General features: G+C 62.2%; 7 protein-coding genes. 6 read left to right on the top strand and 1 reads right to left on the bottom strand.

Annotation, left to right across the window (positions count from 1 at the left end):
* Positions 1-463 precede the first annotated feature (463 nt).
* The 6 genes from LPB405_RS01295 to LPB405_RS01270 all read left to right on the top strand — a co-directional run bounded on the left by LPB405_RS01295 (position 464) and on the right by LPB405_RS01270 (position 11,912).
* Positions 464-2,035 (top strand): cytochrome ubiquinol oxidase subunit I, encoded by a 1,572-nt coding sequence (locus tag LPB405_RS01295; RefSeq protein WP_219101640.1) that lies wholly within the window; start codon positions 464-466, stop codon positions 2,033-2,035.
* Positions 2,036-2,056: 21 nt separating this feature from the next.
* Complete coding sequence (gene cydB / locus LPB405_RS01290) at positions 2,057-3,127, top strand: cytochrome d ubiquinol oxidase subunit II (RefSeq protein ID WP_219101639.1); 1,071 nt, start codon at positions 2,057-2,059, stop codon at positions 3,125-3,127.
* 232 nt (positions 3,128-3,359) lie between these two features.
* On the top strand, positions 3,360-4,313 hold the full coding sequence (locus tag LPB405_RS01285; RefSeq protein WP_049340615.1) for a hypothetical protein: 954 nt from the start codon (positions 3,360-3,362) through the stop codon (positions 4,311-4,313).
* A gap of 63 nt (positions 4,314-4,376) precedes the next feature.
* The gene (locus LPB405_RS01280) at positions 4,377-5,504 is read left to right on the top strand and encodes an efflux RND transporter periplasmic adaptor subunit (RefSeq protein WP_219101638.1); all 1,128 of its coding nucleotides are present in this window, start codon (positions 4,377-4,379) and stop codon (positions 5,502-5,504) included.
* The gene (locus LPB405_RS01275) at positions 5,501-7,750 is read left to right on the top strand and encodes an ABC transporter ATP-binding protein/permease (protein ID WP_219101637.1); all 2,250 of its coding nucleotides are present in this window, start codon (positions 5,501-5,503) and stop codon (positions 7,748-7,750) included. Before LPB405_RS01280 ends, LPB405_RS01275 begins: the two co-directional genes overlap by 4 nt.
* 178 nt (positions 7,751-7,928) lie before the next feature.
* Positions 7,929-11,912 (top strand): ATP-binding cassette domain-containing protein, encoded by a 3,984-nt coding sequence (locus LPB405_RS01270; protein WP_257604942.1) that lies wholly within the window; start codon positions 7,929-7,931, stop codon positions 11,910-11,912.
* 195 nt (positions 11,913-12,107) lie between these two features.
* Here LPB405_RS01270 and LPB405_RS01265 read toward each other — a convergent pair whose 3' ends face one another.
* Complete coding sequence (locus LPB405_RS01265; RefSeq protein WP_219101635.1) at positions 12,108-14,633, bottom strand: DNA gyrase/topoisomerase IV subunit A; 2,526 nt, start codon at positions 14,631-14,633, stop codon at positions 12,108-12,110.
* Positions 14,634-14,720: the final 87 nt, after the last annotated feature.

Genomic DNA, 14,720 nt, shown 5'->3' with positions numbered 1-14,720 from the left:
ACTGGCGTGTCACATTTAATGATTTTTCCATGATAATAGTCACACTATTTCTTGGAAGTTTCAGTAAAATTGGTATGATTTAGGCAAATTTAAGCTTTGAGTACTGCTTGAACCACCTGTCATAATTCAGGAATCTGTCACCAAAACTTTGCAGAAATAATATAAAACCGCAAAGTTTCACCCTGGTTCCGAAAGTACCTCCCAACCCCGCAAGGCACCATCGTGTTTCGTCCCTCAATCCACCCGCATGCTGAGGGATAACGTCCAAGGTACCTTTAGCGAAACGTCAAACAATAAACGTCCATACTATGCACAGCATACTCACAGCTCCTCAGGAAAACCCTGTACCTTAGAAGCATGAGAGACACTGTGTCAGTAACTCTCGTACGCCCCCCATTGGCGGGGGACTACCCGAAATCTGGCACAAGCACACATTAAGTACACACATAGTAAGGACCTATCAATGGATCCCCTTGATTTTGGTAGGTGGCAGTTCGGTATTACCACCGTCTACCACTTCTTCATGGTTCCGCTGACTCTGGGTCTGGGCCTTGTGGTGACCTACCTGTACATTCGCTACGTTCGTACCAAGAAGGACGAATACAAGCGCATGACGAAGTTCTGGGGCAAGCTGTACCTCATTAACTTCGCTATGGGTGTGGCCACCGGTCTGGTTCAGGAATTCCAGTTCGGCATGGCGTGGAGTGAATACTCCCGCTTCGTCGGCGACGTCTTCGGCGCTCCGCTGGCAATGGAAGGCCTCTTCGCCTTCTTCGTTGAGTCGACCTTCCTCGGCCTGTGGATCTTCGGCTGGGACCGCCTCAAGCCTGCAGTCCACGCCTTCTGCCTGTTCATGGCTGTTCTCGGCTCCTGGATTTCTGCATTTTTCATTCTGGTTGCAAACTCCTGGATGCAGCACCCCGTTGGCGCAGAAATGATTGACGGTCGTCCCCGCATGACCGACATTGGCGCAGTGCTGATGAACCCCCTCGCATGGGTGACCTTCTCTCACGTCATCACCTCCGCAATTCAGGTTGCAGGTGGCTTCCTGGTTGGTATCGCATGGTACAAGCTGTGGCGTCGCCGCAAGGATGGTATCGACAAGGTCGTTGACGGCAAGGTTGTTGTTGGTGAGTCCGACAAGGGCGCACGTGACAAGACTGACTACCAGGTCTGGTTCAAGTCCCTGCGCCTGGGCGCTGTTGTGGGTCTCCTCGCCTTCGCAGGTATCGGCGCATCCGGTCACCTGCAGGCACAGATGATGATCCACGAGCAGCCCATGAAGATGGCTGCTGCAGAAGCCGCGTGCCACGATGGCACCGCCTTCTCCGTTCTGACCGTCGGCGAGCTCGGCGCTCAGAGCTGCGATAAGATCCACACCGTCATCGAGGTCCCCGGCGTGCTGTCCTTCCTGGCATACGACAACTTTGACACCCCGGTGAAGGGTATTCAGACCCTGCTGCCCGAGTACGAAGCTAAGTTCGGCACCAACCTGCCCAACAACCCGCTCTACGGTGAGCGTGCAGGTCAGAAGATTGACTACCTGCCCTCCCTCGAGGTCTCCTACTGGGGCTTCCGCGGCATGATTGGCCTGGGTGCAGTCGTACTGCCCTTCTATCTCTACGCGCTGTGGGTAACCCGTAAGAAGGGCGTGGGCACCGTCCCCGAGTCCAAGTTGCTCAAGAACGTTGCAGTCTGGTCCATCCTGGCTCCCTTCTTCGCTATCTCCCTCGGCTGGATCTTCACCGAAATGGGCCGCCAGCCCTTCGTTGTGGCTCCGAACCTTCAGGGTGACCCCTCGATTCACCTGTTCACTGCAGCAGCTATCTCCCCGGGTGTTTCCGGTGAAGAAATCCTCTTCTCCCTGCTCACCCTGGGTCTGCTCTACGGCGTGCTGATGGTGGTTGAGGTTTACCTGCTCATCAAGTACGTCAAGGCCGGTGTGGTGGCAGCAATGCCCGAGCTGGTTCAGTCGCACCACGAGGACGAGTCCAACGACAAGTCCAAGCGCGATGTGCTGGAGTTCGCCTACTAGGCGGGTAAGGATTGATTCACCATGAACTTTGATTTCAATATCTTTGCCGGTCAGCCTGGCCTGCCCACCCTCTGGTTCGTCGCCATTGGCGTCTTCCTCATCATGTACATGATTCTCGACGGTTTCGATCTGGGTGTCGGTATGCTGATGGGTTCCAAGTTCACCAAGAACGAGAAGGAACGTCGTCTGCTGCTGAACATCATCGGCCCCGTCTGGGACGGTAACGAGGTGTGGCTTGTGACCGGTGGTGCAGCTCTGTTTGCTGCATTCCCCATCTGGTACGCAGCCCTCTTCTCGGCTCTGTACATCCCCCTGACCCTCGCGCTGGTCTTCCTGATTCTGCGCGTGGTCGCCATTGAATACCGCGGCAAGAAGAACGATGAGAAGTGGATCCGTAACTGGAACATCGCTCTGTCTGTTTCTTCCTTCTTCATCGCGTTGCTCGTCGGCGCTCTGCTCGGTCTGACCTCCATGGGTCTGCCCATCAACGAGAACGGCGACCGCGTCGGCGGCGCCTTCGCATGGATCTCCCTGCCGGTTCTGCTCGGCGGTCTGGGCTTCGTTGGCTTCTCCCTGGTTCAGGGTCTTGCCTTCATCGCTCTGAAGACCGACGGTGACATCCGCCACCGTGCCCGCAACACCCTGGTACGCTGGTCTCCCGTCCTGCTGCTGCCGATTGTTGCATGGGTTCTGACTCTGGACTTCACCACCGGTAACGGCATCTCCTGGCTGTGCACCATCCTGGCTGTGGTTGCTGTTCTGATTGCTTGGATCTCCGCAAAGGGTGGCCGTGAGGGTCGCGCTTTCGCTGGTCTGTCCGTGTTCCTCGCATTCGGCGCTCTGGCAATCTTCACCGCAATGTACCCGAACGTTCTGCCCTCCACCCTGGACCCGGCATACTCGCTTACCATTGCGAACGCATCCAGCTCCGAGTACACCCTGGGCGTTATGACCTTCGTGACCTGCCTTGGTCTGCCGGTCGTGTTCGTCTACCAGGCATGGACCTACTGGGTCTTCCGTAAGCGTCTGCACGTGGATCACATCCCCGAGGCTCACGACGCTACCGAACTGGCTGAACTGCCGACCAAGTAGCATGTAGCTGATTGAAGGATCCCCCGAATTTCTCTTCTGAGAAGTTCGGGGGATTTTTCTATGCCCCCAGAGGACTATTCCTACAGAGGATATTCCCGCAGAGGCTGCAGCTCTCGGCAGATGAGTGGGCGCGCAAAAATTTTTGGTGCACACCCCCCCCGAAATTCGAGCGCGGCAAGGAGCAAAAAGTGTAATGTGGTGAGCAACTCACTCTTATGAAAGGTGTTCAACGATGAAGTCCCTCAACCGTAGCTCCACTGCATCCGCTCCTCGCACCGGAACTACCCCTCGCACCGGCACGCGCCGCCGCCTGCTCGCCACGGGTGCCCTGTTCTGTATCGGCATCATGCCCCTGAGCGCCTGCTCGCTCTTCAACCCGCCGCTGGAACGCGACGAAAGCGTCCACGCCATCTTCGACGCGGAACAGGACATCGTGAAGATGCCCCTGGACGATTACCTCTACTACGAGCGCACCAACTACGAATACACGGCCTTTCAGATTGCCATGAAGCAGTGCTTTGCCGAACACGGGCAGAACTACACCATCCAGGCTCCCTATTCTGAAAGCGCACCCCGCGGTGATTTGGGACGAAAGTACGGTCCCTGGAACGTCGAGTACGCCCAGAAGTACGGTTTTCAGAAGCGAGACCCCAACAACGCAGCCGCCCCCATCTCCTATAACTCGGGGGAGAGCATGAGCCCCGAGGACAAGCTTCGCACCGAATGCTACCCCAAGGCCCGCGAGACCCTGGAGGCCGCGGTGCCCGAAGGCAAGAGGCCCGAGAATGAAGGGCAGTCCACATCCAGTCGTATCTCTACTGAGGCGGGTAACGCCGTTTACGGTAGCAAACTGCACCGCGAGCTCGAAGAGAAGTGGAAGCAGTGCGTCTCAGACCGCGGCCTCACCCCTCGCTCGGCAGGCTCCGTCGCCGAGGAAACCCCGCTGGCTGAGCAGCTGAGCAAGAACAACGGATTCAACGAGCCCGCCTCCGAAGAAGAGATTCGCATCGCCACCATCCAGGCCGAATGTAACCAGCAGGTCGGCATGAGCAAGCAGCTCTACGACCTGGAAGCTCAGTACCAGATGCCGCTCATCCGCAAGTACCAGTCACAGCTTGAGCAGGACCGCAAGGCAGAACGTGAGCGTGACGAGAAGTTCAAGCAGTACGTTATGGAGCACCAGTAAACCGGGACGCTGAAAGACAGCACCACAAAAGACAGCGCAAAAACAGCTCAGAAAGACACCGCCATGACCACTCACTCACAGAACCAAAACAGCGGTCACCGCTTTAGCGAGCGCATCGCCCGACCCCGCGTGCTCCTGCTGCTGGCAATCCTCGCCATCGGCTCGCTCATGCTGTCCTTCTACCTTGGCACCCGCTACGCCGCAACAGGCCCCGACCCGACCGTGCAAGCGAAAACCGTGATCCCGGTCTGGGCGAAGGTCGAAGAACGCACCGTCAGCGAGGGACTCGCCATTGCAGGAACCACCAAGGCTGGAGAGACCGCCCCGATTAGCGCACGCACCAACGGTGAGCCGGTGCTCGTCTACCAGAACCAGAAGCCCGGTAACGTACTCAAAGCTGGTGACTTCATCGGCATTATCGGTGCCGACCCCGTCTTCGTGCTGGACGGGCCGCTACCGCTATACCGCGACCTGAACCTGGGCGATAACGGCGACGACGTGCTCGCCTTCCAGAAGGCACTGAACTCCGCCGGGTATGCCACCGCTCAAAGCGGCACCGTCACCGAAGACACCCTCGACGCCGTCACGCGCCTGCACCGCGCGCACCTGACCGGCGTGCCCAGCGAGGGGGTCACCAGCATTGCCCGCAGCAACTACGCGATTCTGCCCGGCGGCAGCCACACCGTCACCGCCGTTGCCGCGGTCGGTCAGCTCATCAGCGACGGCAACCCCATCGCGAGTGTAGAAACTAGCGAACCCTACGTGGAATCCAGCGTTGAGCTCTCCGTTGCCAATAAGCTCAAGGCCGGCGACCGCGTTAGCCTGCGCACTTCCACCGGCAGTGTGGAGGGCACCATCACCAGCATTGGTGAGCTGCAGAACGACCCCTCCAAGGGTGCGGCAAAGAGCGTGCGATTCAGCGCCGACGACCCGAGCAAGCTCACTCCGGGGCAGAGCGCATCCATCACCAGTAAGGGCAACACCTCAACCACCCTCGCCGTGCCGACTACCGCGGTACGCCAGGACTCCCAGGGCACCTACGTGCTCGTTGAAAAGGGCGGAAGCTCCACCTCGACCAGCAAGGATGCGCCCGCCACCGAACGAGTTAACGTTGAGGTTCTGCGCACCGCCGGCGGATACGCCGCAATCAACGCAAACCTCAGCGCGGGACAGAAGGTGCTTGTCTCATGAGCCGCCGTAAGATAACCCCAGACACAAGCCCAGGACGTGCGCCTACAATTGCGCCCAACGTAGCGTCCGCCGCTACACCTGCTGCCGGGCTCGGTACCGCGCCCGCTATCGAAATGCACGGCATTACCCGTGTTTTCGAGGGGAGCGAACGAGCAGTCCTCGACCACCTCGACCTGGTGGTCGAACGCGGCGAATTCCTCGCCATTATTGGTCCGTCGGGCTCCGGTAAATCCACCCTGCTCAACGCCATTGGCCTGCTCGACACTCCCACCAGCGGAACCTACAGCCTCTTCGGCAAAAACACGGAAGGACTCAGCGACAGAGAACGCGACGAAATGCGCCGAGACCACCTCGGCTTCATCTTCCAGTCCTCAAACATGCTGCTGGATGAAACCAGCACAACCAATGCCTCCATGGGCCTGCGCGTGCAGGGCGTACCCTACGGCGAGCGCCTGCAACGCACCGAAGAAACCCTAGAATTTCTGGGGTTGAGCGACCGCGCCAGCATCCGCACCCGCTACCTCTCCGGCGGCGAGAAGCAGCGCTGCGCCATTGCTCGTGCCCTCGCCACGCGCCCGCCGCTGATTCTTGCCGACGAGCCCACCGGCAACCTGGACAGCCACAATAGCGCCAAGGTCATTGAGATTCTTCAGCGCATTAACGCGACCGGCTGTACCGTGCTGGTGATTACCCACGACCCGGAGGTTGCCGCCGCCGCCCGCCGCGTGATCCGCATTGAGGATGGGCGGCTGCACGAGCAGAGCCGCACCGATTCGGCTACGGTGCCGGTTGCTGAGGTGCCGGTTGCCGAGGCTGTGTCGGCTGCAACGGATACCCCTGCAGAAGCTACGGTAGGTGCCCCGGTAGACGCCTCCGCGAGCCTTGCACCGGGGGAGAAGCCCGCTACGCATCGCCGCGGAAGCTTCCTCACCGACGACAGCATCGAGGCGATCTCTGCGCTCACCTCCCGACCGCTACGCACCCTGCTGCTGGGCCTGTCCTTCGCACTGGGCGTGGGCGGACTCATCAGCGCCTCCGGCATGAGCGAATCCGCCAGCTACCAGGTGAACCAGCGCCTGCTCGGATCCGAACAGTCCACGCTCTACATCAGCGACAGGGACAATGACCAGAACATGCTCGGAACCTACCGGCAGGGCGAATCCGCGCAGAATGTAGCCGACCGTATTAGCGCGCTGGACTACGTGAAGAACACCGGATTCGTCAGCAGTGTGGCACCCGCCGACGTGCGAATCACCCGGTTCAGCCCCTACGAGGACGAACCCAAAACGGCGATTGGACTCACTTCCACCTCGAAGACCAGGCTCGAGCAAATCGGTGCCCGCATGAACCCCGAAACCCTGCGTGCGCTCGAACAGATGAACGCGACCCTCACCCAGCAGAACGTTGCCGACCGTGAACGCTCCGAGCAGCTCTCCGGCGCTATTGTGTCGGTCTCCGCTGCCCGCGCCCTCGGCATTATTCCCGAAGATAAGGCTGCAGATAACGCCACAACCGAGCCCAGGCCCGGCGAGCTACCCGCCGTCGACTACGGCATTAAGCTCGGTGGGTTGCCGCAGGTGGCACCCGGTGTGAGCATCTGGGTGGAAGGTCAGCTGATGCCGGTCATTGGCCTCTTCGACCCCGGCAATAGCGGCTACGAATTTAGGAACACGGTCATTGTCTCGCCGGGCACACTTCAGCGCACCGGACGCGGCCAGGTCACATACATTGCCGAAACCGAACGGGGCTACGGCAAAGCGGTCGCCAAGGCAATTCCGCTGACCCTCAAGCCCGCTGAACCCAGCCAGATCAACGTGGAAACCCCCTCCGACCTGCAGAGCCTACGCGCGTCTATCGCCTCGGATCTGGGCCTGTACGTGGGTGTGCTCTCCGGTATTCTGCTGGTGCTCGCCTCCCTCTCGGCGGCAACCGCCATGTATCTGTCCGTGCAATCGCGCACCGCAGAGATTGCGCTGCGCCGCGCCATCGGATCGAGTAAATGGCTGATTGCCCGCATCTTCCTCATGGAGGGCGTCATGCTCGGCGTGCTCGGCGGCTCCATCGGCGCCTGCTCCGGCATGATTGCGACCATCATTCTTTCGCTCGTGCAAGGCTGGCAGGCGGTTCTCTCACCCGGATTCGTGGTGCTCGGCGTGGGCGTTGGCGCCCTTACCGGTCTGGTGTCTTCGGCATACCCGGCGTGGGTGGCATCCCGCAAGAGCCCCGCCGACGCTATGCGCGGCTAGAGTGAGCGCCGGGTGAGGACCAACCAATTACCTGAAACCTGACTGGTCAAATAGGTATTAGATAGCCCAACCCTTAAACTGATGGGAGGTAAAAACAGCAGAAGACTAAGGACAACACGTGAGTCGAACGCACACACCGCGTCACGCTGACAAACATCAGAACACTGAGGCACCAGAGGTGACCGAAGGAAAGCGCAATGACCGCACTGACCGCCGCCCACCTCTGGGCCCTGACGCCCGTAAAACCCTCAGCACGTTCGGTGTCATCACCGCCGTGCACACCATCGCGACGGTGCTTTTCAGTGCCGCCTTGGCTGTGATTATTGCCCGCGCAGCACACGCCGGTTTCGCCGCTGTTGCCGCCGAGCACGCGCGCCTCAAGGAGACGAGCGCGCCGGACGTGTACCGCGCCTACGTTGAGTTCGCCGGCTCCGCCCAGGCACACCTGGAAGCGCACGGCGGCTGGCTGCTCGGACTCGGCGGCATCTTCGGTGACGGCGACGCCATTACCCCCGGCCTGATTGCGGTCGCCGTGGCTGCCCTGCTTGTCCGCTCGGGTACCGACTACCTGCTGGCTGTGAGCGCGCAGCGTGCCGCCTCCGGGGCGAAGTCTCAGATTCGTTCCTCGCTGCTCAAGCGCGTGCTCGCCACCGGTGGCGCAGACACCCCCGAAGGTACCGGCGCGACCGCTGTGTTGCTTTCCCGCGGCCTGAACGCCCTGGACGACTACTACACCAAGACCCTGACCGCGTTCGTTTCCACTGCGGTTGTGCCGTTCATCCTCTGGGTCGTTGTGGCGTCCCTGGACTGGATGAGCGCCATGGTGCTGGCGTGCACCCTGCCGCTTATTCCGGTGTTCATGATTCTGATTGGTAAGAACACCCGCGACGAGACCGCAGAAGCTCAGGCTGAACTGCACCGCCTCTCCGACCATATTCTGGAGCTGGTACGCGGCCTGCCCGTCATTATCGGTCTGGGCCGTGAACGTGCACAGACTCGCGCCATGAACGCCCTCGGCCAGCGTTACCGTGAACGCACCATGCAGACTTTGCGTAGCGCCTTCATGTCTTCGCTTGCGCTGGAGCTCATCACCACCATTTCGGTGGCGCTGATTGCTGTGCTGATTGGTGTGCGCCTGGTCAACGGCACCCTGGGCCTGGACACCGCAATTCTTGTGCTGCTGTTGGCTCCCGAATGCTACCAGCCGCTGCGTGATGTGGGTGCCGCCTACCACCAATCGGAGGACGGCGTTGCCGCCCTGCGTAGCGCCCAGAAGATTATTGATGCGCCCCTGCCCGCCGCCGCTGCGGACTCGGCAGAGCAAAGCGCAGCATCGCAGAAGGCTCAGCCTTCCACCATCGCGGTTGAGGACCTGTCGGTGAGCTACCCGGCGCGTCCTGCCGTGCTGACTAACCTGTCGCTGAACCTGAACCGTCGCGTTGCCACTGCCAACGGTGAACGCGGCGCGGTCATTGGCGTGATGGGTGAGTCCGGCTGCGGTAAGTCCACCCTGCTGAACGTGTTCTCCGGTGCCGTGCGTGAAGGTCTGGTGCCCACCGGCTCGGAGGAGCCCGTGCACCTGACCGGTAGCGTGACCGGTCTGGGAACCACCCTGGTCATTCCGCAGTCGCCGGTCTTCACCGCACCCACCGTGCAGACCGAAATGGCTCTCTATGCGCTGAGCGCCACCGAGGCGGAGCGTGAGCGTGCAGCCACTCTGCTCGGTGAAGCGATGGACTCCAAGAAGTTGTCCGTCACCGATGCTGAGTCCGCGTTGCTGGTTGGCCCGCTGGCTCAGCTGGGCATGGAGAAGCTCACTGCCCTTGAACCCGGTGCCCTCAGTGCAGGTCAGGCGCGCCGCCTCGCCGTGGCACGCACCCTGGCTCGTGCCGAGGCTATCTACCGCGCCGGCGGTGAGCAGACCGTGCTGACCGTCCTGGTGGATGAGCCGACCGCACACCTGGACGCCTACTCGGCATACCTGGTGACCCGCGCCCTGCACCGCCTAGCGGAACTTGGCGCAACCGTGCTGATTGTGACCCACGAGCAGGAGCTTGCCGCCGGCTGCGACACCCTCGTTCGTGCCGTGCAGACCGCTCAGGGTTACACCTGGGCCGCTGAGGCGAACACCGCCCGCGTGCCCGTGCCTGCCGAAACCCCCGCGCACCTGCTCAAGGATCGGGCAGAATACGAGGCAGAAAGCACCGCCCCGGCGGGCGCCTCCGCAGCTGCCGAGGTCGAGGAAGCCGAGCCTGCCGGCCTGTTCGCAAGCCTGCGCACCCTGAAGGAACTGACCGGTATCGGTGTTCGCGCCGCAACCGGTCCGGTGATTATGGCTGCGATTACTTCCCTGATGGCTGCGGCACTGACCGCGCTGTCCGGCTGGCTGATTGTTCGCGCCGCCGAGGGTCCGGCAATGATGTACCTGATGGTCGCCATTGTGGGCGTGCGTTTCTTCGGTCTGGGTCGTGCCTGCGCCCGCTACGCTGAGCGTCTGATGACCCACTCGAAGGTTCTTGCCGCCGCAAATATTCTGCGTCTGCGCGCCTGGGTTGGCGCATGGCAGAGCGTGAGCAGCGTGCGTGCCCTGCTGCGTGGTGACGCGCTGCTCGAACGCCTTGTGGGTGGTATTGATGAGCTGCGTGACGGCGTGCCTCGCGTTATTATTCCGCCGGCTGCGCACCTGCTGGTCATGACTGCGGCGCTGATTACGACCGCGTGCATCCTGCCGCAGGCTCTGATTCCGGTCCTACTTGCCGTGCTGGTCAGCACTTTTGTGGCTCCGTGGATTGTGCTGCGCGCCGATGCCCGTGCGGAGGCGCTGGCTCGCCGCTCCACCGCGCAGATGCTGCGCCTGGGTACCGGCATGCTTTCGGCTGCTGAGGACCTGCGCGCTAACGGCGTGGCAACCACCGCTGAGAAGGCTAACGGCGCCCTGGACGCCGAGAACCTGTCCGCCCTGCAGAAGGGCTCGACCGCTCAGGGCGTGGGTCGTACCCTCGTGACCCTCAGCTGGTTCGGTGCGGCTCTGGCGAGCGCAATTATTGCGTACCCGCTGGCTGTTGACGGCACCGTGCGTGCCCCGGAAGCGGCGATTGTGGTGTTGCTGTGCACCGGCATGCTGGAAAGCTCCCTGGGTCATGTTGAGGCGGTCCGCTCCTGGCCCGCGTTCAGCCGCCTGCTCGCGACGATTGCCCCGAGCGTGCGTAACGTATCCCTGGAGGGTATTGTTGCCGTCTCGACCCTGAAGCGTTCCGTGCCGACCGAGGCTGAGGTGGACACCCACGTTCTGCCGCGTCGTGTTGAGCGTCTGCGTGCCCGCGCGGAGGCTGAGATGGAGGAGCTGCTGGAAGCTGACCGTCAGCGTGCTCACCGCTTTGACCGCCCCGAATCTGCAACTGATTCTAAGGCTGGCGCTCAGTCGGATTCTAAGGCTGTGCGCCCGCCGAAGCCCGGCGAACCCACCCTGGTCAGCTGCGGCACCCCGCAGGAACTCGGCGTGAAGGTCACCGACCCCGCCCCGGCACTGAGCCTGCAGGACGCAGCCGCCCGCTGGCCCGGCATGGACCACCCGGTCTTCACCGACCTGAACATGAACGCCCGCGCGGGCTCCTGGACTGCGGTGACCGGCCCCTCCGGTTCCGGTAAGTCTACCGTGCTTGCAACCGTTCTGGGCTTCTTGCCGCTGGAGTCCGGCCGCGTGCTGGCTTCCGGTGAGGTTCTGGAAGGTGAGCAGCTGCGCGGCTACGCGGCGTGGTGCCCGCAGGCGGCTCACATTTTTGAGTCGACCCTTGAGGGTAACCTGATGCTGGCTCGTGACCGTTCGGATCGCCCGAGCGAGGAAGAGCTGATTGAGGTTCTGCGCCGTGTGGGTCTGGGCGAGTGGTTTGACACTCTGCCTCAGGGCCTGCGCACCCCGGTGGGTGCTGGCGGTTCCTTCCTTTCCGGCGGTCAGCGTCAGCGTCTGGCGGTTGCTCGTGCCCTGCTGGTGAACTCGCCGGTGCTGCTGCTGGATGAGCCGACCGCGCACCTGGACGCTGAGTCTGCTCGCGCGCTGATGGCTGACCTGGATGCGGCGACCCGCTCCAGCTCCGTGGCTACGGTTCTGGTGTCGCACCGTCCTGAGGATATTGCCCGCTGCGATGAGGTGGTTCGCCTCTAAACGTGCCTGTTGGCAGGCACGACATGCGGGATTGCACATGAAGAAAGGCCCCGGTACATCAGTACCGGGGCCTTTCTGTGCGTTCATATCTCTGCGCGTTATATGCGCGCAGGTTCCTCGCGGCTTCGTCGCTCCCTGCTTCGTCCTCCCCGGCTTCGTTAGCAACCTAAGGTCGAAAGTCCGTGAACGGCGCGCCTAGAAGAGCTTTTCACCCTCCGGGCTAACCGCCAGCGCAGCAGAAACAGCCGCATAGTTCGGGCCCACAATGCCGATGCTCTGAGTAAGCATCACACCGGAACCATCACGGGCACCGTGCTCGGTCGGCAGGGAACGAGCCACACCGCCGGAGGACGCCGCCTTCGCCGGGCCCACGCCCACCCACGCCAGAGCCAGCTGGCTCTCACCGGTGAGGAATCGGTGCGCACGCACACCACCGGTCGCGCGGCCCTTCTGCGGGTACTCGCTCAGGGCGGTGACCTTGGCGCTTGCCAGGCCGTCCTTGCCGTTGGTGACGGTTACGACCTCCGCCGCGTCGCCGGGCGCGGTCACGCCCAGGGCGATGAGGCGGTCGCCATCGGCAAGCTTGATGCCTGCGATACCGCCGCCGGTGCGTCCCTGCGGGCGGACCTTTGCCGCGTCGAAGGTCAGTAGCTTCGCGTCGCGGGTGACGAAGGTGAGTACCGCATCGTCGGTGGGGCAGGGGGCGGCGGCTACGATTTCGTCGCCGTCCTTGAGCTTCATGATGTCCCACTCGGTCTGGTTCAGCGGGTAATCCGGGTTCAGGCGCTTGATCACGCCGCCCGCGGTTGCCAGCGCCAGCACCGTGTTCAGCGGTACGAGGGCGACCAGCTTCTCACCCTTGGCGAGCTGAACCAGCTCGGCTGCCTTCACCGCCGACGCCATGGAAGGGGTGCCACCGTTCTCGTCCAGCACCGCAATGTCCATAACGGACAGGCGCACCATGCGTCCTGCAGAGGTCACGGCACCGATCTCACCGCGCGCGGTGGTCGGCACAATCGAGGTGAACACGTCGTGCTTGAAACGCTTGCCGGGATCCACGAGCGCCTCGCGGATGGGCTTGCCGGGGGTTCGTCCCATCATGCCGGAGGCCGAAAGCAGCACCCAGCAGGGCTCATCCGCGATTTCGAGGGCGAGGCCCAGGCTCTTCTTCGCCTTGGACTGCGCGGTGACCGCCTCAATGGCGACCTGCATGTCGTCCTTGGATTTGAGCTGGGTGCGGCGGTCGGTGCCGTAGCGTTCGGCTACCTCTGCGAGCTCTTCGGAGACCAGTTCGCGCAGCGCCGCATCGGAGCCGAGGATACGCTGCAATTCCGCGATTTCCTGCTGCAGGGTGTCGCGTTCTGCTTCGAGTTCCAGGCGGGAGTACTTGGTGAGCTGGCGCAGACGCAGCTCCAGAATGTGGTTCGCCTGGGTGTCGGTCAGGTCGAAGACAGCCTTCAGCTTTTCGCGTGCCTGGGCGGTCTCATCAGATTCACGAATGATCTGGATGACCTCGTCAATGTCGAGGATCGCCACGAGCAGGCCTTCCACCAGGTGCAGGCGGTCGGTGCGCTTGCCCAGGCGGAATTCGGTGCGGCGGCGGACCACGTTCAGGCGGTGGTCAATGTACACGCGCATCAGGTCGAGCAGGCCGAGGGTCTGCGGCTGACCGTCCACGAGCGCCACGTTGTTAATGCCGAAGGAATCCTCGAGTGGAGTGTGCTTGTAGAGGGCGGCAAGCACCGCCTCCGGGTTGAATCCGTTCTTGATTTCGATGACGAGGCGCAGGCCGTTGGTGCGGTCGGTCAGGTCGACCACGTCGGAGATGCCGGTGAGCTTCTTGGAGTTGACGCCGTCCTTGATCTTTTCGATGACCTTTTCGGGGCCGACCATGTACGGCAGTTCGGTGACGACAATGCCCTGCTTGCGGGGGCTGACCTGCTCGATGGAGACCTTCGCGCGGGTCTTGAAGGTGCCGCGGCCGGTTTCGTAGGCGTCACGGATGCCTCCCAGACCCACGATGGTGCCGCCGGTGGGCAGGTCGGGGCCGGGGATGAACTTCATGATGTCTTTGAGGGTCGCCTCGGGGTGGGCGATGAGGTGGCGGGTACCTGCGATGACCTCGCGCAGGTTGTGCGGTGCCATGTTGGTTGCCATGCCGACCGCGATGCCGGTGGTGCCGTTGACGAGCAGGTTCGGGAACGCTGCGGGCAGCACGGAGGGCTGCATGAACTGGTTATCGTAGTTCGGTACGAAGTCAACCACGTCTTCTTCGAGGTCCGCGGTGAGCGCCTGCGCGGCGGGTGCCATGCGTGCTTCGGTGTATCGGGCGGCTGCCGGGCCATCGTCGAGGGAGCCGAAGTTACCGTGACCGTCAACGAGGGGCAGACGCAGCGCGAAGGGCTGGGCGAGGCGCACCATGGCGTCGTAGATTGCGGCGTCGCCGTGCGGGTGGAGCTTACCCATGACCTCACCGGTCACGCGGGCGCTCTTGACGTGGCCCTTATCGGGGCGCAGACCCATCTGCTGCATCATGTAGAGGATGCGGCGCTGCACGGGCTTGAGGCCGTCGCGGGCGTCGGGGAGGGCACGCGAATAAATCACCGAGTAGGAGTATTCCAGGAAGCTGGTTTCCATCTCGGCGGATACGTCGATGTCGACGATATTCTCTACCACATCCACCGGGTAGTCGCTGACGGCGGATTTGGATCGGCGAGCCATATATCTCCTCGTGTCGGTGTGTTTTCGCTCCTCCTATTTTAGCGGGTGGGAGCGGGTCAGACGGGCTGGCGGGTCAGCGTCATCTGT

The sequence above is a fragment of the Rothia mucilaginosa genome (genome assembly GCF_019334805.1).
GTDB lineage: Bacteria > Actinomycetota > Actinomycetes > Actinomycetales > Micrococcaceae > Rothia > Rothia mucilaginosa_C.
The sequence above is the reverse complement of the archived record's forward strand: the minus strand, read 5'-3'. Positions and strand labels throughout refer to the sequence as shown.

Coding starts and splice junctions, on each gene's coding strand:
- LPB405_RS01295 (WP_219101640.1), top strand. CDS start 464: ATGGATCCCCTTGATTTTGGTAGGTGGCAGTTCGGTATTACCACCGTC.
- cydB (WP_219101639.1), top strand. CDS start 2,057: ATGAACTTTGATTTCAATATCTTTGCCGGTCAGCCTGGCCTGCCCACC.
- LPB405_RS01285 (WP_049340615.1), top strand. CDS start 3,360: ATGAAGTCCCTCAACCGTAGCTCCACTGCATCCGCTCCTCGCACCGGA.
- LPB405_RS01280 (WP_219101638.1), top strand. CDS start 4,377: ATGACCACTCACTCACAGAACCAAAACAGCGGTCACCGCTTTAGCGAG.
- LPB405_RS01275 (WP_219101637.1), top strand. CDS start 5,501: ATGAGCCGCCGTAAGATAACCCCAGACACAAGCCCAGGACGTGCGCCT.
- LPB405_RS01265 (WP_219101635.1), bottom strand. CDS start 14,633: ATGGCTCGCCGATCCAAATCCGCCGTCAGCGACTACCCGGTGGATGTG.